27 protein-coding genes are annotated in these 25,214 nt (G+C 48.1%); 12 read left to right on the top strand and 15 right to left on the bottom strand.

The window, feature by feature from the left end; translation table 11 throughout:
- Positions 1-52 precede the first annotated feature (52 nt).
- The gene (locus tag ARCVE_RS06910; protein WP_013684050.1) at positions 53-1,150 is read right to left on the bottom strand and encodes an ORC1-type DNA replication protein; all 1,098 of its coding nucleotides are present in this window, start codon (positions 1,148-1,150) and stop codon (positions 53-55) included.
- A gap of 92 nt (positions 1,151-1,242) precedes the next feature.
- On the opposite strand from ARCVE_RS06910, the gene ARCVE_RS06915 reads away from it, so the two are divergent.
- The 6 genes from ARCVE_RS06915 to ARCVE_RS06940 all read left to right on the top strand — a co-directional run bounded on the left by ARCVE_RS06915 (position 1,243) and on the right by ARCVE_RS06940 (position 5,713).
- A complete protein-coding gene (locus tag ARCVE_RS06915) occupies positions 1,243-1,848 on the top strand; it encodes a TIGR00296 family protein (protein ID WP_013684051.1) in 606 nt (201 codons plus the stop codon).
- Between the two features lie 124 nt (positions 1,849-1,972).
- The gene (locus ARCVE_RS06920; RefSeq protein ID WP_013684052.1) at positions 1,973-2,710 is read left to right on the top strand and encodes a DNA polymerase sliding clamp; all 738 of its coding nucleotides are present in this window, start codon (positions 1,973-1,975) and stop codon (positions 2,708-2,710) included.
- 10 nt (positions 2,711-2,720) lie between these two features.
- Positions 2,721-3,911: a DNA primase large subunit PriL gene (locus ARCVE_RS06925; protein ID WP_013684053.1), complete on the top strand. Its 1,191-nt coding sequence runs from the start codon at positions 2,721-2,723 to the stop codon at positions 3,909-3,911.
- Positions 3,908-4,936, top strand: coding sequence for an mRNA surveillance protein pelota (locus ARCVE_RS06930; RefSeq protein WP_013684054.1), 1,029 nt, complete (start codon positions 3,908-3,910; stop codon positions 4,934-4,936). Before ARCVE_RS06925 ends, ARCVE_RS06930 begins: the two co-directional genes overlap by 4 nt.
- Before the next feature lie 155 nt (positions 4,937-5,091).
- Positions 5,092-5,415, top strand: coding sequence for a twin-arginine translocase TatA/TatE family subunit (locus ARCVE_RS11100; protein WP_013684055.1), 324 nt, complete (start codon positions 5,092-5,094; stop codon positions 5,413-5,415).
- Positions 5,393-5,713: a twin-arginine translocase TatA/TatE family subunit gene (locus tag ARCVE_RS06940; RefSeq protein ID WP_013684056.1), complete on the top strand. Its 321-nt coding sequence runs from the start codon at positions 5,393-5,395 to the stop codon at positions 5,711-5,713. Before ARCVE_RS11100 ends, ARCVE_RS06940 begins: the two co-directional genes overlap by 23 nt.
- Here ARCVE_RS06940 and ARCVE_RS06945 read toward each other — a convergent pair.
- A complete protein-coding gene (locus tag ARCVE_RS06945; protein WP_013684057.1) occupies positions 5,710-5,994 on the bottom strand; it encodes a transcriptional regulator in 285 nt (94 codons plus the stop codon). The two genes, ARCVE_RS06940 and ARCVE_RS06945, sit on opposite strands and share 4 nt — an antisense overlap.
- A 71-nt stretch (positions 5,995-6,065) precedes the next feature.
- Here ARCVE_RS06945 and ilvC point away from each other — a divergent pair, with 71 nt between their 5' ends.
- Entirely contained in the window at positions 6,066-7,070 is a 1,005-nt protein-coding gene (ilvC, locus tag ARCVE_RS06950) for a ketol-acid reductoisomerase (protein ID WP_013684058.1), read from the top strand.
- 1 nt (position 7,071) lies between these two features.
- Here the strand turns inward: ilvC and ARCVE_RS06955 are convergent, their stop codons facing one another.
- The 8 genes from ARCVE_RS06955 to ARCVE_RS06990 form a co-directional block, all read right to left on the bottom strand.
- Positions 7,072-8,049, bottom strand: a complete 978-nt coding sequence (locus ARCVE_RS06955; RefSeq protein WP_013684059.1) for a hypothetical protein — start codon at positions 8,047-8,049, stop codon at positions 7,072-7,074.
- Positions 8,042-8,761 carry a DUF6834 family protein gene (locus tag ARCVE_RS06960; protein ID WP_013684060.1) on the bottom strand — a complete coding sequence of 240 codons (720 nt, stop codon included), beginning with the start codon at positions 8,759-8,761 and terminating at the stop codon, positions 8,042-8,044. Before ARCVE_RS06960 ends, ARCVE_RS06955 begins: the two co-directional genes overlap by 8 nt.
- A gap of 30 nt (positions 8,762-8,791) precedes the next feature.
- The gene (scpB, locus tag ARCVE_RS06965) at positions 8,792-9,313 is read right to left on the bottom strand and encodes an SMC-Scp complex subunit ScpB (RefSeq protein ID WP_013684061.1); all 522 of its coding nucleotides are present in this window, start codon (positions 9,311-9,313) and stop codon (positions 8,792-8,794) included.
- Between the two features lie 3 nt (positions 9,314-9,316).
- Complete coding sequence (locus ARCVE_RS06970) at positions 9,317-10,042, bottom strand: segregation/condensation protein A (RefSeq protein WP_013684062.1); 726 nt, start codon at positions 10,040-10,042, stop codon at positions 9,317-9,319.
- Between the two features lie 56 nt (positions 10,043-10,098).
- On the bottom strand, positions 10,099-13,611 hold the full coding sequence (gene smc / locus ARCVE_RS06975) for a chromosome segregation protein SMC (RefSeq protein ID WP_013684063.1): 3,513 nt from the start codon (positions 13,609-13,611) through the stop codon (positions 10,099-10,101).
- Between the two features lie 4 nt (positions 13,612-13,615).
- Positions 13,616-14,011 (bottom strand): hypothetical protein, encoded by a 396-nt coding sequence (locus tag ARCVE_RS06980; protein WP_013684064.1) that lies wholly within the window; start codon positions 14,009-14,011, stop codon positions 13,616-13,618.
- Between the two features lie 75 nt (positions 14,012-14,086).
- The gene (locus ARCVE_RS06985) at positions 14,087-15,712 is read right to left on the bottom strand and encodes a tetratricopeptide repeat protein (RefSeq protein ID WP_013684065.1); all 1,626 of its coding nucleotides are present in this window, start codon (positions 15,710-15,712) and stop codon (positions 14,087-14,089) included.
- A gap of 74 nt (positions 15,713-15,786) precedes the next feature.
- A complete protein-coding gene (locus tag ARCVE_RS06990) occupies positions 15,787-16,554 on the bottom strand; it encodes a hypothetical protein (protein ID WP_013684066.1) in 768 nt (255 codons plus the stop codon).
- A gap of 42 nt (positions 16,555-16,596) precedes the next feature.
- Between ARCVE_RS06990 and ARCVE_RS06995 the strand changes: the two genes are divergently transcribed.
- From ARCVE_RS06995 to ARCVE_RS07005, 4 genes are read left to right on the top strand one after another with little or no spacing between them, the layout of a single operon-like run.
- Positions 16,597-17,340, top strand: coding sequence for a uroporphyrinogen-III synthase (locus ARCVE_RS06995; RefSeq protein ID WP_232215784.1), 744 nt, complete (start codon positions 16,597-16,599; stop codon positions 17,338-17,340).
- 25 nt (positions 17,341-17,365) lie between these two features.
- Positions 17,366-17,542, top strand: coding sequence for a hypothetical protein (locus ARCVE_RS11345; protein ID WP_013684068.1), 177 nt, complete (start codon positions 17,366-17,368; stop codon positions 17,540-17,542).
- Between the two features lie 4 nt (positions 17,543-17,546).
- Positions 17,547-18,806 (top strand): 3-phosphoshikimate 1-carboxyvinyltransferase, encoded by a 1,260-nt coding sequence (gene aroA, locus ARCVE_RS07000; protein WP_013684069.1) that lies wholly within the window; start codon positions 17,547-17,549, stop codon positions 18,804-18,806.
- A 30-nt stretch (positions 18,807-18,836) separates the two neighbouring features.
- A complete protein-coding gene (locus ARCVE_RS07005) occupies positions 18,837-19,592 on the top strand; it encodes a sulfide-dependent adenosine diphosphate thiazole synthase (RefSeq protein WP_013684070.1) in 756 nt (251 codons plus the stop codon).
- A 33-nt stretch (positions 19,593-19,625) separates the two neighbouring features.
- On the opposite strand, the gene ARCVE_RS07010 is transcribed toward ARCVE_RS07005, so the two are convergent.
- Complete coding sequence (locus ARCVE_RS07010; protein WP_013684071.1) at positions 19,626-20,396, bottom strand: gamma carbonic anhydrase family protein; 771 nt, start codon at positions 20,394-20,396, stop codon at positions 19,626-19,628.
- 131 nt (positions 20,397-20,527) lie between these two features.
- Complete coding sequence (locus ARCVE_RS07015; protein ID WP_013684072.1) at positions 20,528-22,162, bottom strand: DEAD/DEAH box helicase; 1,635 nt, start codon at positions 22,160-22,162, stop codon at positions 20,528-20,530.
- Positions 22,163-22,265: 103 nt separating this feature from the next.
- Between ARCVE_RS07015 and ARCVE_RS07020 the strand changes: the two genes are divergently transcribed.
- Positions 22,266-22,922, top strand: a complete 657-nt coding sequence (locus ARCVE_RS07020; protein ID WP_013684073.1) for a S4 domain-containing protein — start codon at positions 22,266-22,268, stop codon at positions 22,920-22,922.
- On the opposite strand, the gene ARCVE_RS07025 is transcribed toward ARCVE_RS07020, so the two are convergent.
- The 3 genes from ARCVE_RS07025 to ARCVE_RS07035 all read right to left on the bottom strand — a co-directional run bounded on the left by ARCVE_RS07025 (position 22,885) and on the right by ARCVE_RS07035 (position 25,121).
- Complete coding sequence (locus ARCVE_RS07025) at positions 22,885-23,130, bottom strand: hypothetical protein (RefSeq protein WP_232215785.1); 246 nt, start codon at positions 23,128-23,130, stop codon at positions 22,885-22,887. The two genes, ARCVE_RS07020 and ARCVE_RS07025, sit on opposite strands and share 38 nt — an antisense overlap.
- Positions 23,131-23,144: 14 nt before the next feature.
- Entirely contained in the window at positions 23,145-23,807 is a 663-nt protein-coding gene (gene tpiA / locus ARCVE_RS07030; RefSeq protein ID WP_048085767.1) for a triose-phosphate isomerase, read from the bottom strand.
- Between the two features lie 120 nt (positions 23,808-23,927).
- Entirely contained in the window at positions 23,928-25,121 is a 1,194-nt protein-coding gene (locus tag ARCVE_RS07035; protein ID WP_013684076.1) for a bifunctional 5,6,7,8-tetrahydromethanopterin hydro-lyase/3-hexulose-6-phosphate synthase, read from the bottom strand.
- Positions 25,122-25,214: the final 93 nt, after the last annotated feature.

Below are 25,214 nucleotides of genomic sequence, written 5' to 3' on the forward strand. Positions count from 1 at the left end.
TGCAGGCCTAATTAACTTTTTTGCTTTTTTGGTAAGAATGAATCCTAACCTCCTAAAATTCCTCCAGCGCGTCGAGCACGAGGGCCGGTTCATATCTCTTTATGATTGCCCTCGTTCTGCCACCCCTTTGCTCGAACCTCGTGTCTATGAGCCTTATGCTCTCGAGCTTGGAGAGCATCTCGTAGAACTTTGTGTACCCAACTGCCGTCATTTCCTTGAAACGTCTGTAAAGTTCGCCAGTCGTAAGCTCGTCAGAAGAATATATCAGTCCGAGCAGAACCCTTTCGTGGTCGCTGAGGGCCTGAACGCTCTTCTTCAGGAATACCCTTCTGCTTCCCTCGTAAACAGCCTCGACGTGTCTGAGCTCTATTCGCCTGCTCGCTTCCCTCTCTGCCTCCAAGCCAGCGAGCTTCATCAGATATATGCCGAAACGCAGATCCCCATATTCGTAGCACAGTTCGGCAATCTTATCGAGCGCCTCATCGCTCAGAACCCCCGGATAAAACCCGAACCTCGCTCTTGACGCGAGTATATCTCTTATCTCCTCAAAGCCATAGAGAGGGAAGTGTATCTCGTCTGGATGGAATACTGATGAAACGCGCTCGTCAAGTCTCGCTGCAAGCTTTACGTCCGTAGCTATCCCGACGATGCCAACTTTAACACCCTCTACCTCCTCGTGAGCCTTCAGCAGAGCGTAGAGCACTTCGTTGGCAACCTCCTCGCTCAGCAGGAAGTTCAAGTCATCGAGTGCAACAACGAGCACTCTTTCACCAATACCTTTCATAACGCTATAGTAGAGCTTTGTGAATGGAACACCGTAAGAGGGTGGCTCGTATCCATAAACTGCCCTGAATATCTTGGCGAAAACCTGCTGCTTCGAGTTCATTATCTGACAGTTGACGTAAACAGGAATTACACCTTCAAACTCCGAGAGGTCTTTGAAGATTAGTTTTACAGCCGTTGTTTTTCCCGTTCCCGGTGGGCCGAGGCACAGGCAGTTTACAGGCCTCGCACCTCTCAAAGCTGGCTTGAGATTTGAAACAAGGCGGTTAAGCTGGGTTTCTCTGTGCAGGTATTCCTCGGGCAGGTAATCTTCGTCAAAGACCTCATAATTTCTGAAAAGCGTCTCGTCCCACCGGAGGTAGCGCATCAAAGTAAATTGCCCAACAAATAGTTTAGCTTTTCGACTGGAGCGAAAGTGTCAACAGGAAGAAATTTAACCCTGATGAGCGTATGTTCTGCATGGAAAGACTCAGCATTGAGGACGGCATCAAAGCCGTCAAGCTCGCAAGGAAGGCTATTGAAACATACCTCGAAAAGAAAGAAGTCATAAAAGAGAGATACCCGGGAGTTTTTGAAAAACAAAGGGGCGTTTTCACAACACTAACCAAAAACCACGAGCTTCGCGGTTGTATAGGATTTCCCTACCCGATTAAGAGGCTCGACGAGGCAATAATTGAGTCTGCTATTGCTGCAGCAACTGAAGACCCGAGATTTCCCCCCGTAAAGATAGGTGAGATGGACGAGATAGTCGTAGAAGTTACAGTCCTCACGCCTCCTGAGAGAATTGTCGCCAAGGCCATTGAGCTGCCGAAGCACGTTGAAATTGGCAGGCACGGCCTTCTCATTAAAATGGGCCACTTCTCCGGACTGCTACTCCCTCAAGTTGCCGTAGAGTATGGATTCGACGCGGAGGAGTTCCTGTCCCACACCTGCATGAAAGCGGGTTTGCCTCCTGACTGCTGGCTTATGGATGGGTGTGAAGTATACAGGTTTGAAGGGCAGATATTCAAGGAAGTCGAACCGAGGGGGGAAATCGTGGAGGTTGAGGAGCGTAAAACCTGCTGAAAGCTGCATGGGCCGACCTGCTGGGCAGCGAGATGAATAAAGAACGCCAGAGCATCAATGTACCCGAGCTAAAGGAAAAAAATATAAATATTTTTGCCATTATGATTTGTTCAGGGGGTTTGCGATGATAGATGTTATAGTAACTGGAGACGTTCTGAAGGCTGTTACAAAGGCTATGGTTGCTCTCGTAAGCGAGGCGCGTTTTCACTTCAACAGCGACGGTTTGCATTCGAGGGCCGTTGATCCGGCAAACGTTGCAATGGTCATAGTTGACGTACCAAAAGACAGCTTTGAAGTTTACAAGGTTGACGAGGAGAAAACAATAGGCGTGGACGTTAATAGAGTTTTTGACATATCAAAGGCTATCAAAAGCGGAGAACTCGTGGAGATGAAGGTCGAAGACGAGACATCCCTCATGATTAAGTTTGGGAGCGTGCAGTACAGTGTCGCGCTGATAGACCCGTCAGCGATAAGAAAGGAACCGAAAGTCCCGAGCTTGGAACTGCCTGCAAAGATAGTACTTGATGCCGGCGAGTTCAAGAAGGCGATAAACGCTGCGGACAAGATAAGCGACCATGTCGTCTTCAGAAGCGACGAAACGGGATTCTACATCGAGGCAGAGGGTGACGTTGATAGAATAGAGTTCCACATGAGCGAGGCAGAACTTATAGAGTTTAACCGCGGCGTAGCGAGGAGTATGTTTTCTATCGAGTACCTCAAGGAGTTCGTCAAGACTGCAGGAAGTGGCGACGTGCTGACGATATACTTAGGCAACAACTACCCGGTAAGGCTCGTTTTCGAGGTTGCAGACGGCAAGGCAAAGGTGGAATATATACTCGCACCGCGCATAGAGGCGGAATAATATAAAACAGATGGCCCAGCCATTCCTCCCCATCCTTCCCCTTATAGCCAAGTATCCTTTTATTCGCCTTACTGCCCCATTTATTCAGCACGAGTACGGAAGCATTGACGCAATACTGTCGTCAAGCAAAAAATCGGACGTTGAAGCGAGAGAGCTTGGGAAGCGGATAGTAGAGGCCGTCGTGGAGGGGAAGAGCATAGATATCGAGTATCCAAGAGCTGCTTTTTTATGCTCGGCCTGCGATAGGGATTGTGTCGAGTGTGAGGCTCTGAAAACACTATATTTCTACCGCTGCAACGCGTGCGGAGAATGCTACAGAAATTGCCATCAGGAGGTAAGCTACGAGACGTATCTGAGATACAAGCTTCAGGCTAAGAGAGCAGCCGTAGCGTACATAACCTCTAAAATAATAGTTTCTCAGCTCGAACCGTGGGTGAGAAGAAAGTATGCGGTCAGGGAGGCGGACAGGTACGCAGAAATCATGTACAGTGAGGAAGACAATGTCATCAGGCTTCTGGCCGCAGAACTTGGTGTGAGAGCAGAGATTGGAGACGAATACAGGGTGCACGTTGTATCCTACCTGAGGGGGGCTGCAAGGATAAAGGCCGAAAGATGGAGGCTCCTGAACAGGAAGCTAAGCAAAGGCTGGGTTGAGCTTGAAAGAGAAGAATTTCTGAGGCTCCTCAAAGAGAGGCTGAGAGAAAAGCTTGAAGAGTCTGCTGCGTACGAGGTGAAAGGGCTCGAAGACTACATTGCACAGCTTTCGGCGAAGACCGAAAGGGTGAAAAAAGACATAAAGGTTGAGCTCGGAGAGGTTGATGTTTCATGCTTCCCACCGTGCATGAAGAAGATACTTTCAGACCTACAGAGTGGAGTTAACGTCCCGCACACCGCAAGATTTGCCATAACATCTTTCATGCTTAATATCGGGCTGAGTGTTGACGAAATAATCTCTCTGTTCAGCTCTGCCCCCGACTTCGACGAGGAGAAAACGAGGTATCAGGTTGAGCATATCGCGGGGGCAAGAGGCAGAGGAACGGAATATGATTGCCCGGCATGCGATACGATGCGAACGTACCACAACTGCTACGCAGAATGCAAGGTTTCGCATCCCATTTCCTACTACGAGTGGTGTGTAAAAAGGAAGAGGGGTAAGGGTAAGACGGCGAAAGAAACTGAAAAAGAGGGAGGAGAAAAATGAGAGTCGTGGAGGAGAGACTGAAGGGAAACGAGGGCGAGATAAAGCTTACTCCAGAAACACTCGACGATCTCTGGCACCTGAAATACATAGTGGAACCTGGCGACATCGTCTTCGCGCTGACCAAAAGAATAAGCGAGAGTGCTGACAAGCTGCGAAGCGACAAGGAGAAGGTAACAGTAAGGCTCGGAATTCAGGTCGAAAAAGTCGAATTTCACCGCTTTGCCAACAGGCTTCGCATAACCGGCAGGATAGTGGCAGGAGTCGAGGACTCGGGCTATCATACGATAAACATCACCACGGGCAAGGAACTCAGCATAATCAAGACCTGGAAAGATGAACAGCTCAGAAGACTAAAGCATGCAATAGAAGCGTCAAAGCAACCAGAAGTCGTAATAGTGACGATAGAAGAGGGAGATGCAATAATTGGCGTCGTCAGGCAGTGGGGAGTAGAGGAAGTCGCAAGCATAAGACAGAGCTACGGAAAGGAAAGCTCCGCAAGAGTTGAATTCTTTTCCCAGGTATTATCCACCCTCGAAAAGCTCGATTTCAAGTATCTGATTGTTGCCGGGCCAGGATTTGCAAAGGAGGACTTTCTGAAGTTCTTGAAGGAGAAGAACCCCGAAATGGCGAAGAAGGCGATAACCGTAGACACGTCGTCGATAGGAACGAGGGGTTTCATAGAAGTTCTCAAGAGAGGAGCATTAGCCAGAATTGCCAGCGACGTAAGGCTTGCAGAAGAGGCAGAGTATATGGATTTACTGCTGGAGCACATTGCAAAGGGAGAGAAGGTCGCATACGGGCTCGAGGAGGTAAAGCAGGCTTTCAACTACGGAGCAATTGACGTTCTGCTAATCGCCGATGAGTTTTTGAGAGAGCAGAGAGAAAAATGGGATATAGATTCATTTTTAAGAGATGTAGAACTCTCGAAGGGCAAGATCGTTATTATGAGTACCGAATTCGAGCCTGGGAAAAGACTCATGGCTCTTGGCGGCATAGCAGCCCTGCTTAGGTTTGATATTGGATAATAGTGCATTTGAGATTCTTGATCCATGATTTCTAAATTGGTAAGGAATACATGATTAAAGCCCAATGTTCTCGTTGCCTCCAATTACCTATCTCAAAATGTCCAAGCAAAATCCCACGGAAAACGTTAATTAACATGCTGATGTAACAAAAGTGGATGTTTGGCTGGGGAGAACTCGGTATAATCATCGTGCTGGCAATAATTTTGCTCGGCCCGGATAAGCTGCCGGAGGTAGCGAGAACTGCCGGTAAGATATACGCGGAGTACAAAAATGCAAAACGAAGACTCGAACTTGAGCTGCTGTACGGATACGAAATACCAAACAAAGACTATCTTGAGGAATTGTCGAGAAAAAAGCTCGATGTGCTGAAAAAAGACCTGACTTCCCAGCTTGAGGTGGAAGGTTTAAATACTGGGAGGTTGGAAGATTTAAAGGATCAGGAAGGAGGAGGTAGTAATGTTCACAGTAGGTCCGAATGAGCTTATGGCGATATTGATAATAGCGTTTCTCCTGTTTGGAGCCAGCAAGCTGCCGGAACTTGCGAGGAGTCTTGGGAGAAGCATGGGAGAGTTCAAGAAAGCTCAGAGAGAGGCAGAGATAGAACTCATGGAATTCGAGAAGAACCTCCGTGAAGGCAAGTACTCGGAAATCGAGAAGCGCTCAAAGCTCGAAAAGATTGCAAGGGATCTGGGTATAGACCCGGCTGGTAAGAGCGACGACGAACTGCTCGAAGAAATCAACAAAATGCTACCAAAGGCTGAGAAAGCCGAGCCTTAATCAATTTTAAACCTTGCTGGTTCTATTCTTTCGCTTTTGCATTTTGGACATCTGCTTGCCTTTGGTTTCTCAAACTCAAAGCCGCACTGCCTGCATCGGGGCGGGAGCATTAGCAATCGCATCCCCTTTCGCCTGACGATTCTCGCAATTGCCTCGATGTGCGAATAAACCTCCTTCTCCCTCTCTGGTTCAATGCCAAGAAGCTGGCATATCTCCTTTGCAGTAAGCCCTTCCCTGTGTTCAGCAAGCAGCCGGATTATTTCTTCCCTGAGTGTCCCCATCTCAGCCACCAGTCCTTATCAGATCCAAAAGAAGAAAAACCTATTTAAATTCCCATCGCAAAAGCAGAGGTATGGCGAAAATTTACTACGATAAAGATGCCGATTTAAAGCTGCTAAAGGACAAGAAAGTCGCCATAATCGGATATGGCAGTCAGGGACACGCGCACGCCCTCAACCTGAAGGATTCCGGAATAGACGTCGTCATCGGGCTGTATAAGGGAAGCAGAAGCTGGGATAGAGCAGAGAGAGATGGGTTTACTGTTAAGGAAGTGGATGAAGCCGTGAGTGAGAGCAACGTAATATCCATGCTCATTCCCGACATCGTTCAGCCTGCTGTTTTTTACAGAGAGATTAAAAACAATCTGAAGGAGGGCGACATGCTTCTCTTTGCCCACGGCTTCAACATCCACTACAACCAGATTATCCCGCCGAGCTACGTGGATGTTACAATGGTCGCTCCCAAGAGCCCGGGACACCTCGTCAGGAGGATGTATGAAGAAGGCAAGGGTGTTCCGGCTTTGGTTGCCGTTCACAGCGACTACACAGGTAAGGCTCTTGACTATGCACTCGCTTATGCAAAGGGAATCGGATGCACGAGAGCAGGCGTAATAGAGACAACGTTTAAGGAGGAGACAGAAACTGACCTATTTGGAGAGCAGGTTGATCTGTGCGGCGGTGTTGCCGAGCTAATCAAGGCAACATTCGAAACGCTCGTTGAAGCGGGCTACCAGCCAGAAGTTGCCTACTTCGAAGCTCTGCACGAACTGAAGCTCATAGTCGACCTCATATACGAGGGTGGTATCTACGCAATGTGGTACAGCGTAAGCGACACGGCAAAGTACGGTGGGATGACGAGGGGTAAGCGCATAATAAACGAGAGTGTGAGGCAGGAAATGAGAAAAATCCTGAAAGAAATTCAGACCGGCGAGTTTGCGAGAGAGTGGATACTCGAAAATCAGGCTGCAAGGCCAGTCTTCAACAAGCTGCTCGAGATGGAGAAGAACCATCCGATAGAAAAGGTAGGTAAAGAACTGAGGAAAATGATGCCCTGGCTCAGAGGGATAGAGGTCGAATAGTTCAGCATTCCTCACATTTTTTTTCAACACACCTGAACCTTACCTTTTCGATGGCTATGTCGTTTGAGTAGGCCGCGCACTCTATACCTCTATCAGCGTATCCAATGCCTGCCATTGCTCCAATCACACCCCGTGTTCCGGTAATCTCGGCAACAACAAGACCAAGCTTCTTTGCAAGCTTCAATGCTTCAAGTTCGTCAACCACACCCATTTTTACAGCATCTCCGAAATTCTTGAGAATCTTTGGTATCAAAACTCCCCTGAAGAATACTGCACACGCGTTTTCAGAGTAAACACACTTCTTTAACCTCTCAATAAATCCGTTAATCACATCGCTGGTACTTATCCACGGTGGTACCGCAAAAACCATAACCGAAGAGCAGTTATGAGATGTCTTCCACGGGACATCCTTACTCGCTTGAAATACGCGGTGGGCAAGCAGGAGAAGGCCTTTCATGTCACTTGCAAGGGAGAACGCGGCCTTTAAAGTACACTCCCACGTTTCAGTTTTCTCGCCCGTGTCATCAACACCAGCAATTAGCTTGGTGTATTTTGGAGTGATGACAGTTACTCTTCTTACACCTCCTTCGTCCGGGTGGTAGATGGATTTTATTACTCCCCTCGCCTGTGGAAGACACCATAATATCTCCGAATGCCCCTTGCTGCACCACGTTGTGTAGACTTTATCCTCCCCCACCTCAACCTTTTCAAGACCGTGAGTGCCCTCGTAAAGTCTAACTTCGCCCTTGCCAAGTTCAGTGCGCATTATCAGCGTCTTACCCTCAATCCACCCGTGTTTTATAAGTTCGCTGGAGCGAAGCCTGTTTATCAGGCTCCACTCGGCACACCCCTTAGCCCTGCACTTCTCAAATATCTCCACAACACCCTGCTCTTCGTCAACAATTGTAAGGTAACTTTTTGAGAGGCCCTTCCCATATTTCCTTTCAACTTCTTCGGGCGTTAATTCAATTCTACCCATACCAATCAGCTTCCTTTACATTGACCCTCCAGAGAGATGCAACTTCAGTCGCCAGCCTGGGATTACGAAACCTCCCAATCAGTTTTAAATCACGGGGGTAGCCTATATAGGGGTCTATAGCTTCCCTTTCTACATCCACCACCCATATTTTAAGCCCCACAGAATTTATCAGTTCTGAGTACTTCCTGAAGAATTTTATGAATGGAATCGGAGAGTCTTCAGTTGGTACAACGATGACGTATTCCCCGCTGTAAGACGATGCAAACCTCGCATGAACGCGTACATCTTCAAAAACATCGTCGATCAGAGAGAAAAATACTCCGTACTTCCTCCTGCCAACATACTCCCTAACAACACCTTCTCTAACCGAATAATCATAAAAGAATTCATCTACGAGCTTTTCCATTAACTCAAGACTGTCAAGAAACTTCCTCGACTTTACGAACTCTTCGTAGGCTTTATCGAGTTCTTCCGGCTTCGGCTTTACTCCGTGGATGCAGTAGTACGTTGCGCTTCCCACCTCAAATCTGTCGGAGTAGAAGGTGGAAAGTGTAACAGGCTCTCTGAGCAGAGCCCTCTTTACTTCCTCCACAATCTCGTGGGGGCAGAGATTCAGCTCGAGCAAAACTCTCCGGCAAACTCTTTCGATTTCCTCCTCCGTTACGATGCTCCTCCCGATTTTTTCCACGACTCTGACAACCACTTCCCTCATCTCACGTTCATCTCCCAGCTCTCTATCTTATTACCCTTCTATGTACTTCTCGAGAGCTGAGTCCTCCTTAGCTGCTTTTCTTAAAAATTCCCTTATCTCCTCGGGGTTGCCAGTTTTGAGGCCAAAGTAGGTAGCAAACTTTTTAGTGGTTCTCAGAATCCTTGTTCTTCCCCTCTTCTCAGCCTTTATCAGGCCCATTTCCTCAAGTTTCTTCACGTGGTCGTAGCATTTGTTTCCCCTTATCTTCGCAAGCTTCGACAGCATTATTGGCTGCCTCAATGCTATGACTGCAAGAGTTCGCAAAACACCCTTTTCCATATCTTTTTCAGCAAACCTCTCAACGTACGTGTGGTACTCTGGCTTTACGCGCATCAGATACTTTCCACCAACCTCAATAACCTCTATCGCCGAATCTTTCGTTGCGTATTCTTCAACGAGCTCCGCAAGGGCATTCTCCACCTCCTTAACATCTGCTCCAGCTATCCTCGCTATCCGGGAAGGTGAGAGTGGGTCGGGGGACGTGAAGAGAATCGCTTCGATTACTCTCTTCATCCATCATCCCCTCGCCTGCCTGATTTCAATGTCGTCCTCGTATATTCTCTGCTGCTCGATTTCGAGTTTCTTTCTGAAGGTGAGGTGAAGGACTGAGAGATAGTACGAGAGCACATCTCCTTTTTCCTTCCCCCTGACGAGTTCAGAGAAGTAAAGAATCTGCTTCCGTCTGAAAAGCCGCATTAACTCCTCCTCGACCATTGCTATGGTTTCCTCAATGTTCTCCTCGTGAGGGGTTTCGAGGATCGCACTTGTATCGACCCTCCTTTCCGCCCTCTTCTTTTTCTTTTTCCTCCTTTTATGTACTTCTTCTGCCCTCTTGAGCTCATCTATCAGGTCTTTAAGTGTCGTAAACCTCCTCACCTTCCTGTGGGGTGTGAGAAGGAAGGAAATAAGCTCGTCGTTTTCTTCAATTTCTGCCAAATCGTAGTCAAACGCAGGACTATCAAAATCACTGAAAGTAGAATCGAAATCGTCGAAGAACTCTCCAAACTCAACCTCATCGGGTATCAATTCTTCCTCCGCTTCTTCCTTAACCCCGAGCACTTCATCCGCAAGAACTTCAGCCTTCATTCTTACAAGAATTGCTGCATATAGTAGAACTCTGCCGGATATCCTCAAATCGAGCTTTTGAGCTCTCTCAAGCTCCTGGAGAAAGCGATCAGCTATTTCTACAACGTCTATGTTCCACGGGTCTATCTCACCTCTCCTCGCCATTTCAACGAGCATTCCAACTGGGTCTTCCAGCCTGATCCCGAAACTTTCCTGCTCCGGATTTCCCGCGTCTAAGCCTTCATCTTTATACCAGTCACCGTGGATGAGTTATCCCTCCCCATTGTTACGCCTACTATCGCGTCTGCCATCTCAAGCATGGGCTTTCTCAGAGATACGACTATAAACTGTGCATCCCTTGAACGCTCCTTTATGAGCTTTGCAACCCTGCTCACATTAACACCATCAAGGAACATGTCCACCTCGTCGAATGCATAGAACGGAGCAGGTTTGTACATCTGTATCGCGAAGATCAGGGCGAGAGCTACGAGGCTCTTTTCACCACCGCTCATGGATTCTATGCGCTGAACAGGCTTTCCGTATGGCCTCACCTTTATATTCAATCCGCTGTTGAAGGGGTCGTCGTTGTCCAGATAGAGTTCGCCCTCACCATCGGTCAGCTTGGCTATGACTTCGGCGAAGTTCCTGTTTATCGCGTTGAAAGCCTCGTAGAAAGCATCTCTCTTCATCTGCTCATACCTTGCAATTCTGTCCAGAATCTCCTGCCTTTCCTTCTCGAGTCTGAGCTTTCTTTCCAGCAGCTCGTCGCGCCTCGCTCTCACTTCTTCATACTCCTGTATCGCTTTGAGGTTTACCTCGCCAAAACTCGCAAGCTCTCTGTCTATTTCCTCAATTCTGGCAGTAATCTCATCGAGAGAAGGAATTTCGCCTTCAACGAGAAGGCTTACGTCTATGGCCGCAATTTCAGATTCCACGCCTGAAAGTGCTTCTTTTCTCGCTTTTATTTTTTCATCTGCTGCCGTGATGCCGAACTCGCATGCAGCTTTTTCTTTTTCGAGGCTCTTTATCCGCTCAAGAAGCTCGTCTCTCTTCTTTCTCAGCTCTCTAACCTCCCTGCCAACCCTCTCTTCCTCACTTCTCAGCTTTTCAAGCTCTCTCTTTAGTTCCTCAATTCTGTTCCTCCCATCCTCAATCTTCGCTTTCAGCGATGAAACTTCCTCGTCGATTCTCTGAATAGCTGCATTCTTTTCATCAATTGCCCTCTTTATCTGCTCTCTTCTGTAATCTGCTGCCTCTATCCTTTTTTCAACAGACATAAGGGATTCTCTGTGCCTCGATAGCTCTTCTTTCAGCTCTTCGTACTCCTTGCTCAGCTTTGGAATTTCGCTGCCCTTGAGTCGCTTTTCTATTTTTTCAACCTCGCTGCCTATCTCTGCAATCCGCCTGCTTATCTTTTCTATTTCAGCATCGAGCCCTGAAAGCTCTTCGAATGCCTTTCTCCGCTCCGCATCCCTTTCAGAAATTCGAACGTCGATGTCCGCTATCTTCTCCTTCTCCTCGTTTATTCTCTGAGATAATACATCTATTTCACTCCTGATGGCGCTGATCCTGCTATTTATCTCGTCCACAGCTTTCTGGGCCTCTCTTCGTCTGTCTTCCTCGACTCTCAGCCTTCTTATTATCTCAGCCTTTTTGCTGTTCAGAACAGTAACTTCTTCCATCAGCATTCTTTCCTTCTCAAGGAGCTCTTTAGACAGGAGCATTCCACGCCTTCTTTCTGCACTTCCACCGCTCATTGCGCCGCTTCTTTCAACGAGATCGCCGTCGAGCGTTACAATTCTCCTGTCGTCCATCAGCCTTCTTGCAGTTTCTATTGTATCAACGACGAGAGTATCGCGAAATACGAAGTTGAAAACCGGTCTAAACTTGTTATCGCAATTTATCAGGTTAACAGCATAATCCACAACACCTTTCTCAGAAAGAACCTTCCTGTCGAGGTTGATCTTCCCGAAGTTCTTCCTCATTCTGTTAAGCGGGAGGAATGTGGCCCTTCCGCCTCTTATCTGCTTGAGGTAGTTTATGGCTCTGACAGCATCGTCTTCATTCTCGACCACTATGTACTGCAAAGCGTTGCCCGCAGCCGTCTCGAGGGCTAAGGCATACGCCTCGTCAACCTGGCAGAGCTGTGCTACCGTGCCGTAAACCCCTGGAAGGGCTTTTCTTTCCTTGGCCTCGAGTACCAGCTCGACAGCCCTCGAAAATCCAGATTCAAGGGCTGCAAGCTCAGCTCTAACCTTTGCCAGCTCAACTTCTCTCGCTTTGATGTCCTCCTCAACCTTCGACAGCTCGTTCCTCAACGAGAAAAGGCTGGAATCTATCTCGTTCCTCAGCTTGATCTGTCTTCCCGCTTCAAGCTCGAGCCTTTCGAGCTCATTCTTCCTGTCTTCAATTTTTCTTTCGAGTTCTTCAATCGTGCTCTTCGCTCTCTCTTTTTGCTTCTCTAACTCCGAGATATCTATTTCCACTCTCCTGATCGAATCCATTAGCCTGTCTCTCGTCCTCACAAGCTCGCTTCTTTCTTCCTTCAGTTTTTCAAGCTCTTCCTTCCTCGCGAGCAGTTCATCCCTCATCTGCCTGTATTTTGCATCGACCTCCTCCAGCCTCATCTTGACGAGCTCGAGCCTTGCGGCAGTTTCATCAACGACGCTCTGAAGGCTTATTCTCTCCACGGCAAGTCTCTCAAGTTCCTCCTCACAGCCTTCGAGCTCCTCCCTGAGCTTTGAAATCGATAAAGCAATCTGCGTCTTCTCATCCTGAAGTCTCGCTATCTCCTTTCTGTAAAGCTCCTCTGACTTTCTCACAGCCTCTATTTCGGAATTTATCTCCACGACCCTCTCCTGAATTCTTGCATATGCAGGCCCGCTTATTTCCGATATCTTGGCCGTAATCTCCTGTGCTTTGCTGTTGAGAGTTTGAATTCCTGCATTTACTTCGACTATCTTTTCCGTTAGTCTGTCCTTCTCAGCTTCGAGTCTCTCTATCTCGTTCTCAAGCCTCTTTTTCTTTGCCTGCAAGCCTCGATAGCGATGGGTCAGAATGATTCTGTTGCAGTGATCCTTTTCCTCAACGAGTGCTCTATAGCGCAACGCCTCTTCTCTGTCTTTTTCAAGCTGCTCAAGCCTCGAGTTGACCTCGACGAGAACAGCATTTATCCTCTCTATGTTTTCCCTGACTATTTCAAGCTCCTCGATAGCCTTCTCCTTTTTCTCGTCGAACTCAGATATGCCTGCGATGTCGTCTATTATCTTCCTCCGCTGTAAAGGAGTCATTTCGGTTATTCGGGTGACGTCTCCCTGCATTATCACGTTGTACGCATCGCCGTGTATTCCTGCGTCGGAAAGCAGGCGCTGGATTTCTGAAAGGCTGCAGGACTTCCCGTTTATGTAGTAGTAGCTGTAATGGCCCCTGTCAGTCAGCCTTATTCGCCTCGTTATCGTCACGTCACCTTCGAAAGGTAGCTTCGAATCGCTGTTGTCGAAGATTATCGAGACTTCTGCCTCTCCGCTCCGCTTTCCGTTGCTGTTGAAAACCAGATCAGTTAGTCTTTCAGCCCTCAGAGCTTTCGTAGAGGTTGAGAGCCCCAGACAGAAGAGAATCGAATCGACTATGTTGGACTTGCCGCTACCATTTGGTCCACTGATAACCGTAAATCCCCTGTAAAATGGAATCTCGACTTTCTTACCGAATGATTTGAAGTTTTTTATTACAATTTTCTTAATGTGCATGACATTAATCGCATACGATAATCTCTCCCTCGTCCTCGCTCTCTTCCTCAGTGTCCGTAGTTTCCTCTTCTGGCCTCTCTCTTCTCTCTATCCTGTCGATGGAGTATTCTTTCCTGAGTTCCGCCTTAAGGTAGAGAACCTCACTCATGAGGCTCTCCACAGTCTTGGACAGCTCAACCACCTTTGCTTCAAGTTCCGTAACCTTCCTGAACTCGCTTCTCAATTCGCTCAAAATTTCACTCTTTATCTCCGCAATCTTATCGTCGTTGATAACCATTCTTTTCATCTCCTCCAGCTCTTTCTCCTTTTCAGCAAGCTTTCTTTCCAGCCTCTCAAGCAGGATATCCCTGTCAAAAGGTTGGTCAAAACTTCCAGGTAGTTCGAACTCCCTTCCCGCCATTTACTCAAATCCCCTTCCCGCCTTTTATAAAAAAGTGTAAAAAGGTATTAATATATCTTTCGCGTGGATTTTTCTTCATTTCCTTACCTTGGCCAGCACATCCCTTGCAATCAGATAGGCAGTGGTGTCTTCCTCGCTCTTAACCTCAAACTCCATTGCCTCGCCTCTCGTGGCCTTGAGGACGAGTTCACCCCTCCTGCTGTACATCAGGCCTTCTGGCAGAGTGGTGTCAACCTTGTAGTAGTACTTCATTATCACGTTCTTCATTATGGCTGCATCTCCTTTCATCTCTCCATTGGAGAGTTTCTCGGCTTTTTCGAACAGTAACACGAAATTTGGAGAGTTGTAACCGTACTGCCTGTAGAGGTTGAATGCGAGACAGGCTGCCCTGAAGTAGTATTCGCCAGCGGCATCGTCGCCCCTTTTCTCAAGAACCTTTGCCACATTAATGTAACATTTCATTCTTATGTCCGGTGGAAGGAAAGCCTCATACCTCATTGCTTCAGCGACGAGATTCTCAGCCTCCTCATCCCTGTTCTCCTCGAGATACAGTGATGCAAGGTTGTTCAGTGCTGCAGCAAGCTGAGGAACGAATTCTGAACTCTCAGCAGCGAGTTTTCGCAGTATTCCGAGGACGTTGATGTAACATTTCTCCACGTCTTCAAGTTTGTTAAGCCTCTTGTAAAGAACGCCAAGGTTGTTGAGGGTTTTTGCAAGCTCAGGAACCGTGGAGGGGTCTTTTTCTACCATTTCTTTCCTTATGATCAGAGCCTCCTCCAGCGCTTCCTTTGCCTTGTCAAGCTTGTTGAGGTTGAAGCAGAGCAGTCCGAGGTTGTCGAGAACGATTGCAAGCTCGTTCCTCATCCCGAGTTCTTTCATTATCTTAACTGCCCAGTCGTAGTGCTCCTCTGCTTCATCGTAACGCCTCATGAAGTGGTAGAGGTTTCCAAGGTTGTTGAAGAGCTTTGCGAGGTCTGACATCTTCGATTCATCCTTCTTCGACAGTTCGATGTACTCGTCTATTGCCATGCGGTAGTACTTCTCCGCTTCATCCTTCCTGCCAGCGTCAAAGCACAGGTTTGCGAGGTTTCTCAGGACGTAGGCTTTCTTCTCTCCCTCAACCTTCTCTCCTTCGAGCTTAGCATCCTTGAGTTTCTCGACGAGCGTCTCTCCAAGCTCTATCAGCTTGGCAGACGGCTGTTTCTGCTGGAGAAATTCTTCAACGGCATCTTCAAGCATTCCTGCCTTGATTGCGTGCTCGATGAACTCGTAAACGTCACCGCTCCTCCTGCCGAACTTATCCATCCTCTTCTTCCAGTACTTTGCTGCGAGGCTGTGATCGCCTTCGCCAATCTCGTCGCGCAGGGCTTTGATGGTAAATCTGACGATATCACCCCGCCTCTCCAAAAGTCCAGCTTCAATAAGCCTGTCTACAACGTCAACCGGGTACTTCTCAGAAAAAGTATCTTTAAGAAGTTCGTAATCAGCTTCACCAAGGAGAGCGAAGTCTTTAAGCATTGAGAAGGCGTTATCTCCGGCAAGCTTTTCAATAACCTTTTCAAGTGCCTCATCCGGATCCTTAATTGCTCTAAGGCTGTCTGCTTCGTCTCCAAGCTTATCCTCGTTTCTTATAATAAGTTCGTTTGCTATGGCCCTTACACCCGCCTTGAGCATGCACTTATTCTCCACATTCTCCTCCATTTCCTGACACCCACATCCCGGTTGTAGGGGCTATATTTATAGCTTAGTCATTTCTATCTTTTCGAGGCTGTGCATTATTCAGCGGTGAGAGGTGCGAAAGTTCCAGCCGAGATATCATCTTGCTTCCCCAAGTAAAGAAGCATTAGCCACACGCTCAGCAGCGAAACAGCGAGGGGTTCGAAAAGCGGTGCAAGGAAGGGGATAATAGACAGAAGAGCTACGATGGCGCTCATAAACATTGCCGCAAAGACCTTAAAGTAGTTCCTGATTGCAAAGCTGAAACCCCTCGCTATTGCTTCAAAAACACCACAGTTGTCTGCAATGAGGACGTACCTCGGCATTACAACGAAGGGCATTGAGAGAACGAGGACTAAGAGGAGAACAGTGTAAACATTCTCATTCTGAGTAACGTAAGACAGCGCCGAGAAGGGCATCGCAACGGCAAGTAACGCGAGGCTGCACAGCGTATCGACGGCAATTAGCCTCATTGTATGCAGGAGGCCATAGTCTATGGCAGAAGGGATCGTGAAGCTTCCCCTGACAGCAAGTTCCCGAGCACTGCCAATGAGAGCGGCGTTAAAAAATTCAACGGCTACAAATGCTACGGTTCCAAATAGGAGAAAAACAAGCAGAGTTTTTGTTAAATCCGCCGTCATAAGATCTCTTATTTTTTCGCTCATCCTCTCTACATCACCGCTTTCTGCAACTTTTTTAAGCTCTTCAGCAGGTATGGCAGTAAACACGGCAGCCACCATGAAGAGATAGAATACGATAATGCTGGCCAGAGGAAAAAGCAGTATGACAGGATTCCGGGCCAAAAGTCTTAATCCTCTGCGGAACATATGGCAAAAGAGAATCCACAAAATAAAAAGGTTGGTGTAAGCTTGAGGGTTGCAGTATTCAGACCAAAAGAGCATATTGAAGAAACGGCAAAGGTTCTGCAAAAGGAGGGTTTTGAGGTAGTAGCGGCTCCATTTCTCAAAACGGTGGTCAGTGAGGAGGGTGTCGAGAAGCTGAAGAAAGCAGAGTTCGAAGTTGCGATTATAACAAGTCAGACTGCTGCAAAAATCGCAGCAAAAAACATACCTCTGCAGGGGAAGAGGGTGATTGCAATAGGCAAAAAAACAGCATCAGTTCTGAGCAACGCTGGTGTAAATTCCGAAATGCCTTCTAAGTTTGATTCAAAGAGTATTGTGGAAGAGTTCGCCGAAAAGCTGAGAGGAAAGAAGGTAGCCATACTCAGAAGTGACAAGGGTGACCCGGTCTTGCTGAACCTGAAGAACTACGCTGAGGTGGAGGAGATAGTTCTGTACAGAATCGAGGAAGAGCACGGCAAAGAGCAGCTTGAAGTTCTTGAGAAAGTTGCGAGGGGAGAACTCGATGCTGCCATTTTCTCGAGCAGAATGATGGTGCACAGCTTTATGAAGCTTGCAGATAAAGCAGGCATGCTTAAAGACGTGATAGGGGGGCTCAGCAAAATGCACGTGATAGCCATAGGTCCGCCCACAGCAAGAGCCCTGAAAGAATACGACATTACTCCTCTGATGCCCGAAGAGTACACGTTCGAGGGCGTAATGAAGCTGCTCCGCAGCCTTAGAGCCGAGCGTGGCCAGCAGCGAAAGCAATAAATTACACCTTTGCGAAACTGTGTCAATGTACCTCACGTGCAAAAAATGCGGGAACGATACGTTCAAAATTACTTCCGACATGAGGGCAGAGTGCACGAAGTGCGGCGCAACCTACGAAATCTGCTTCAAGCCCTCTCCGAAACCTCCGGAGCCTCCAGAACCCCTCCCACCGAGCAAACCGGGAATTATCTGGTTCAGGTGAGAGCATGGATGTAAGAATACTCAGAAGCGAAGTTGATGGAAAGGCTACGCCACCCCCATCGAAGAGTTATACCCATAGAGCCTTTATCGCTGCTTCGCTTTCACCATCCGCCCTAGTGGAGAATCCTCTTTTCTCCGATGATACCCTCGCAACGCTGAAGGCCTGCAGGTTTATAGGAGCAGAAGTTACGAGGTGGAAGGATCTGATAGCTTTCAGAGGAGTCGAGGACGTAGAATCTTCGGGTTATATCAACGTCGAGAACTCCGGTACAACACTGAGACTCTTCCTCGGCATCCTGTCCCATTCTAAGCGCATCTGTGTCATCGACGGCGATTCGTCGCTCAGAAAGAGACCGAACAGAAGCCTTGCCCTGACTTTAAACAAACTCGGTGCAAAAATATGGGGAGATTACGATTTCAAAGCTCCACTCAAGGTTTGTGGAATTGTAACAGGCGGAGAAGTGTCCATCAGAGCGGAGAGCTCCCAGTTCATTTCGTCACTCCTTTTCTCTCTCCCCCTCGCAAAGTATGATTCCGAAATCAAAGTCGAGGAGGTTAAATCGAGACCATATATAGATATCACCCTCCACGTCCTCGAGGAAAGCGGTATTGAAGTAAAAGCAGATGGCAAGAACTTCTACATCCCCGGAGAACAGTCTTACTCGCTAAAGACTTTCAGTGTTCCTGCAGACTTCTCGTCGGCAAGCTACCTCATCGCTGCTGGTTTGCTGGCCGGAAGAGTCGAAGTGCTCAATATGTCAGATTCAAGACAGGGCGATAAGCGTATAGTTGACATAGCAAAGCAGATGGGTGGAAACGTCAGATGGGACAAGGAAAATGGCGTGATTACGGCCAAGCAGTCGGAGCTTGAAGGTATTGAAGTTGATGCTTCAGACATTCCGGATCTCGTTCCGACCATTGCCGTTCTTGCTGCTGTTGCGAGGGGTAAGACAACGATTTACAACGCAGAACATCTCAGAATAAAGGAAATAGACAGAATTGATGGCTGTTACAAGAACCTGAGGAGCCTCGGCATTGAAGTTGAAAAGAGGAGAGACGGGCTCGTCATCAAGGGCGGAAGCATTAGAGGTGGCACAGTTGACTCGTTCGGAGACCACAGAATGGCCCTCGCTTTCTCACTCCTCGGTCTCGTTGCAGAAGAAGGAGTCACCGTCAAAAACGCAGAGGTCGTTTCAGTCTCCTTCCCCGGCTACTTCGACGTCCTGAAAAACCTTTCCGCAAAGGTGGAATGGATTAAGAGTTAAACTTTTTTACCGCCTCACCTACGCGGGAGCATGATTGAGGAAACGACGATAACAAGAGCGATAGCTGAGAAATACATGGAAAAATTCCTCGAAAATCTTGAATGCGACGTATGTATCGTTGGTGGTGGCCCTTCTGGCCTCGTTTCGGCATACTATCTCGCAAAGAGGGGTTTCAAGGTCTCACTGTTCGAAAAGAAGCTCAGTCTTGGCGGTGGAATCTGGGGCGGCGGAATGATGTTCAACAAGGTGGTCGTTCAGAATAACGCTCTCGAAGTTCTAAACGATGTTGGCATTGGATATGAAAAGTACGACGATACGCACTACGTCGTCGATGCGATAGAGCTTGCATCCGGCCTAATATACAGCGCAGTTAAAGCTGGGGCAGCTATCTTCAACCTGATAAACGTTGAAGACGTGATGATAAAGGAGGATAGGATTACCGGCCTCGTGATAAACTGGACGGCTGTTGAGATGTCCGGCCTTCACATCGACCCCATGACTGTTGCTTGCAAGGCTGTTGTTGATGCTACGGGCCATGACGCATCGGTCTGCCACATCGTCGCCAGAAAGACGGAAAAGCTGAATCTTGCAGGAGAGAAATACATGTGGGCCGAGAAAGCTGAGAAGGCTATAGTTGAACACACTTCGGAGGTTTATCCCGGACTCTTTGTAACGGGTATGAGCGTCGCTGCTGTGTACGGTTTGCCACGAATGGGGCCAATCTTCGGTGGAATGCTGCTGAGCGGTAGAAAAGTTGCGGAACTCGTGACGGAAAAATTGGGATAAAAATAAAAATTTTAATTAATTTTTCAACCTGTTTTAGTGTCCTCCTTCACCTTCTGTGCCTTCTGTGGATTCGCCGCCAAACATTGCGTTGTAGCCCTTGGCAAGCTCGATGTTAACGTGCACTACTGCTTCGTTGGTGTGCTTGAATGGATAGTCCTCAGTGATTTCAGGCAGGTTGTCTGCAACGCTCTGGTTTGTGACAGCCATGCCGGCGGGCACATACCTTCCATCTGGAATGGTCACGCCGATGACCTTGGCTCCAGGCTCGATGACACAGTTCTTGCCCACCTTAGCCTTGAATACGAGCGCTTGCATGCCAATGAACGTGCCGGAACCAACGTACGCTGGTCCGTGCACCTGGCTCTGGTGTGCAAGAGAAACATGATCCGCTATGTAAACAGCATACTTCTTGCCATCATCTCCAACGACGAGGTTTTTCTCTATCGGGTTACCTTCAGCATCCCTCGTTTCAAGAGCATGGATAACTACGCAATCCTGTATGTTTGAATAATCACCAACGTATATCGGCATTCCTTCATCTCCTCTCACGGATGCGTGAGGTGAGATGCAGACGTACTTGCCGATATGGACATCACCAATTACAGTTGCATACGGGTGGACGAAAGCTGTTGGATCGATGTCGGGCATCGTTTGTTCATCATTCCACTCAGTAATCGGGTTCGCATGAATGTTGGACGCCTTCTCCTCAGGAGTCTCCAGTGGCTCTATTGCACCCTTTTCCGCTGCGCAGCCCAGCAAGAGGGCGGCAAACAAAACCGTTGTCAGGATTATAGCCCATCTCATAATGAGGGCGGTTCGAAGGCATTATATAATAATTACGAATTAGGTACACCTAAAAGCAATAATTAGCAAAGATAAGAATGATATAAATCCGAACATATTTTTGAGGATAATATTCAAAAATAGAAATGCTTTCACATCAGTTTGAAATAGCTCCCCCTGCTCCTCGCATGCATATACAGACTGTAGAGTAGTGTAGCTCTGTTTGAAGAAACCCTGAAAGCTTTTTCGTTGCCAATGACTATGAACTTCTTCCTCGCCCTTGTAAGAGCGACGTTAAATCTTCTGAAGTCAGAAGCAAAGCGCAAGTCTTTAACGGCTGTAGTGCTAAATATGATGACATCCTTCTCTCTTCCCTGAAACGCATCAACGGTGTTAACCTCAACAGTATTCAGCCCGATTCTATTTATCATTTCAGAGATCAACTTTCTCTGCCTAACGTACGGTGTTATAATCCCTATGTCCTCTACATTTACTCCGTTTGAAACGAGTTCCCTACATATCTCCACTACTACCCTCGCCTCTACCTCGTTAAGCTTCGAGCCCTTTCCCTCTTCTCTTCCGCAAGCAGAGACGAAAACTATCGGTCTGCCAGGATCGATAATTTCAGCAAACTTTCCCTCAGGTATTATTTCGAGCTTCACGTTCTTGCAGCTTTCATGAGGTCTGATCCTGTGCCCGTAGACGTGTTTAGCGACGAAACCTATTATCTCGCTGTTGCTTCTGTAGTGGTTTCTAAGCCATATAGCCCTTCTCGCCCAATCGTGGAAGAAGTTAAACGCACTGTAAGCAGATGCATCCGTAGAAAGGACAGGGGGAAGCTGGTAAGGGTCACCAACGAGGACGTATTTCCTTCCTCTTTCCATCCCGAGGAGTGCAGCAGAAATAAGAGCCTGACTCGCCTCATCTATGAAAACGATGTCGAAGTCCTGATCTGCCATGGGGAAGAGAGCACACTTTATGAGCGTGGCTCCAACGATAACAGCGTCATTCACAATCCTGAGCATCTCCCTTTCGATCTTTCTTGCTTTCCTTGCAGTGAGTTCAGCAAGTTCTTCAGCGTCGCTCGCATTTTCTTCATCCTCCACGGCCTTTGAAGCCATCCTCTCAAGGGAGAATTTCAAAACGGCTGGCGAGAGCTTGGATGGATTTCCTACTCTCACAGCCTTTTCTTGTCTCTCTATGACGTTATCAACAGCTCTGTTCGTGTGGGAAGTGATTAGAACCCGACTCCCAGAAGAGGAGGCGAGTTTTGCTGCTTTCGAGATGAACGTGGTTTTTCCCGTCCCCGGAGGGCCTACAACGAGCAAAACTTCGTTGTCTTCGAGCTCGAGAGAGGTCAGAACCGCCGAACTCTGCCACTCGTCCAGACCCTCTACTTTTCCATCCACAGACTTCGATGTAACTTCCGGCAGGCTGCTGTTTTCTATGGCCATTTCTATAGCCTGAATCTGCAAATCGTAGGAAATCAGGCTTTCAAGCTCTACAAGGTTCAGTTCCTTTTCATCCGGCTTTGAAATGAGCTTAAGGAGCGTGTACCTCCCGGAAGCAATAACGTATCCGAGTTCCGAGATATCATCACCCTCAGCCACTCCAAGGAGCGTACCGAGAGGCAGAACTTTTCTGGTCCTGATAACTCCGATGTTGCTTTTACATGCAAGAAACTCGCCCCTGAAGGTCCCTCTTCTCCTGATACTCTCAATTACTCTGTTCCTTTCCATGGCAAGAATGGACTTGAGTTTGCTGAGTCTGTTCTGCCAGTCGTGCATGTCAATGTCCTCCTGAACGCATTCCTAAGTGTGGCCGTTACGACAGCTAAAACAACTATTGCCCAAATGCTTTATACGGCTTGAGAGCAATGCGAAAGTGTTCATGAGGCTCGACCAATTCCTCGTCTCAAAAGGCTTTTTCACCACGAGACAGAAGGCAAAAGAGGCCATAAAGAGAGGATTCGTTTTCGTAAATGGCGTAAGAGTTACGAAGCCTTCCGCCAGAGTAAGCGGAGACGCTGAAATAGAGGTCAGATGCGAAGAGAGGCCGAGGGGATACTGGAAGCTCGCTGAAATAGATGCACGGTGGAAAATTATCGACAAAAACGATATCGTTCTCGATTTGGGCAGCAGTGCTGGAGGTTTCCTGCTGTACGCAAGCGAGAGGGCAAAGAAGGTTTATGGAATAGAGTTCAGCAGAGAATTCGAGGAAGAACTAAGGAAAATAGAGTCAGATAGGAAAAACGTCAGAGTGTTTATTGGCGATGCCTTCACCTTCGACACATCTATGCTCGAACCTCTCGACGTGATACTCGACGATCTGACCCTCGAGCCCTCTGCATCGCTCAAAGCGCTGAGTAGATTTCTACCACTCCTGAAGGATGGTGGGAGGGTTCTCTTTGTTATGAAAGAGGGGAAGAACCCAGAGTTTGAGGAGTACGGCCTGGAAGTTGTCGATGTCATCGATTCATCGGAAAGAAGGGAAAAATACTTCCTCCTTATCAAGTCCTGTAAAGTTCCGCCTTCAGCTTCTCCATGACTTCAAGGACGCGTTTTTCGAATTCTGTCGCACTGCTCAGAAGATCGTTCAACCCAAACTCCTCAATCTCTTCCCTCATTTCGGGATGAGAGGACATAAAATCCCTGAGGTTCACGACTGTCGATGCTGTGTCCGCATAGACATCGTTGAGCATTCCGAGCATCAGGAGGAGCCTCGCCTTTCTGTCGAAGAACGTCAATCCCACCACCGGTATGGCATCTTTTATCTGAGTCCAACGAGCTCTTCAAGGGCGGCCTTGGGATCCTTCGCCTTTACAATCCCGCTTGCAAGCAGAACGCCGTCAGCCCCTAAATCGAGGGCTGTTACATAGTCCTCGTGCCTGCCTATACCAGCACCACACAGCACTTTGACGTTGGGGTTGACGTCCTTGGCAGCCTTCACCGAGTTCTCAACGGTTTCCGGCTCTGCCTTCGAAACGGGTATGCCTGAACCAATGAGCTCTGGTGGCTCGACGGCAACGTAATCCGGGTTCAAGGCTGCAGCAGCAGCCGTCGTGGCGACATTGTTCGTGCAAACAATGGAGACGAGGCCGAGCTCCTTAAACTTCGAAACGAGGAAGTCTATATCTGCAAGCCTGAGCCTGCGCTCGCTATGATTTATCAGGCTCCCCTTAGCTCCTTTTTCCTTCACCATTTCAGCCGTTATCCTGCCCGTGTGGCTTCCAAAATCCACAGCGTCAACGTGCTGAGCGTAAACGTCAATTGAGACGGCGTTTATGATCTCTGCGAGGTCAATAGTCGGAGGAGCAATTGCTATATAATCGTCAACCCTGCTGGCAACGTTTTCAGCTATCTTCGCAAGCTCGAGGGCCTGCTTTCCCGAGCCCTCTCTATAGGCCTTAAAATTGATTATTACAACGCCCATGATTTTTCTTTTTTTCGTGGGAAATTTAATCTTTTCGAGTCCCCAATTAGGATTATCTCCGTGAAAGAAGCTACAGACCACTGAAAGCAAAAATAAAAATCACCAAAATTTAAATAAAATTTAGAAATCAGTCATAATGCGGAATTGGTCCGTATCAGGCTTCATAGCGACGAGAAACCTTCTTGCCGCTCCCTCGATGTCCCTTGCTCTCGTTATTGCTCTTCCCACAACGAGGATGTCAGCTCCGGCTGCAATTGCCTCCCCCATGTTTTCTGGTCTGAGGCCACCAGCAACACCGACGAGGACATTGAACTTCTCCTTGACTTCCTTAGCGTACGTCCACGGCGGAGGAGCTATGCCTTCGACATCTATAGCCCTGTGCAGCTCAACTACGTTTGGCATAACCCCTGCCTCACTGATCTTCTCAAGCCTCTTAACCGGCTCTTCCACATTGAGCATGTCAACAACGCTGTAGATGCCCGTCTTCTCCGCCTCCTTGATTGCCTTGACTATCGTCTGAACAGGTGCGAGACCTGAAATAACTACAGCGTTCGCGGTAGCGTCGGCAGCCATCCTCGCTTCGAGGTTGCCGGTGTCAAGGGTCTTCAGGTCGAGGACGAAGAATGCATTGGGTTTCACTTCTCTCAGCTTGAGTATAACTTCAGCCCCGTAACGCTTCGCGAGTGGAGTGCCAACCTCATAGATTATGTGATCGCTCTCCGGAATCTGCTGCAGGACTCTAATGACCTCCTCCAGACTTGTCAGATCAAGAGCTATCTGCAAGTATGGCGGATCCCAGAGCTTTGTCAGCTTCCTGCCAACGAACGGATGAGCACTTCTATCCTTCTCGTAGAGCACCTTATCCACATCCGGAAATCCTCTCATCGCCCTTCTCAAAGCAAGCTTCGTAGCACCGTAGTTGTAGTAGTATATTTTGTGTTTGTTCTTCGCCTTAGGGTGTATGAAGACGCTGACTATTACAACGAGGTCTTCCGCCGCTTCCTTCGGGATTACACCCTCCTCTACAGCATCGGCTATGGCCTTCGCAACCGCTGCCTGAGCCGGGCCAAAGATTAACTCCGCCTGCTCCAGATCCCTGACCGTCACTTTGGGCACGATGACTGCGGGCGGTTTTGTAATCAGGTTCGGCCTGACTACAGCAAGCAGTGGTGTGTGGCCAGCAGAAAGCTGTGAGAGGGCGTTTGCAAAAGCCGTACCTACAGGGCCCCTTTTGTCCCCGATAAGCAAGTCCACGTGAGCAACCTCATAACCCTCGCCGATAAGAGCCTCACCCACTCTCATGTCTATGTCCATCTTTCCATCCCCCGCAGAGGGGGTGCATGAAAGAATAAAAGGTTTTGGTTGATGGCCTGTACATGAGCATGCTGCATGCTGAAAGAAAAAATA

The sequence above is a fragment of the Archaeoglobus veneficus SNP6 genome (genome assembly GCF_000194625.1).
Taxonomy (GTDB): domain Archaea; phylum Halobacteriota; class Archaeoglobi; order Archaeoglobales; family Archaeoglobaceae; genus Archaeoglobus_C; species Archaeoglobus_C veneficus.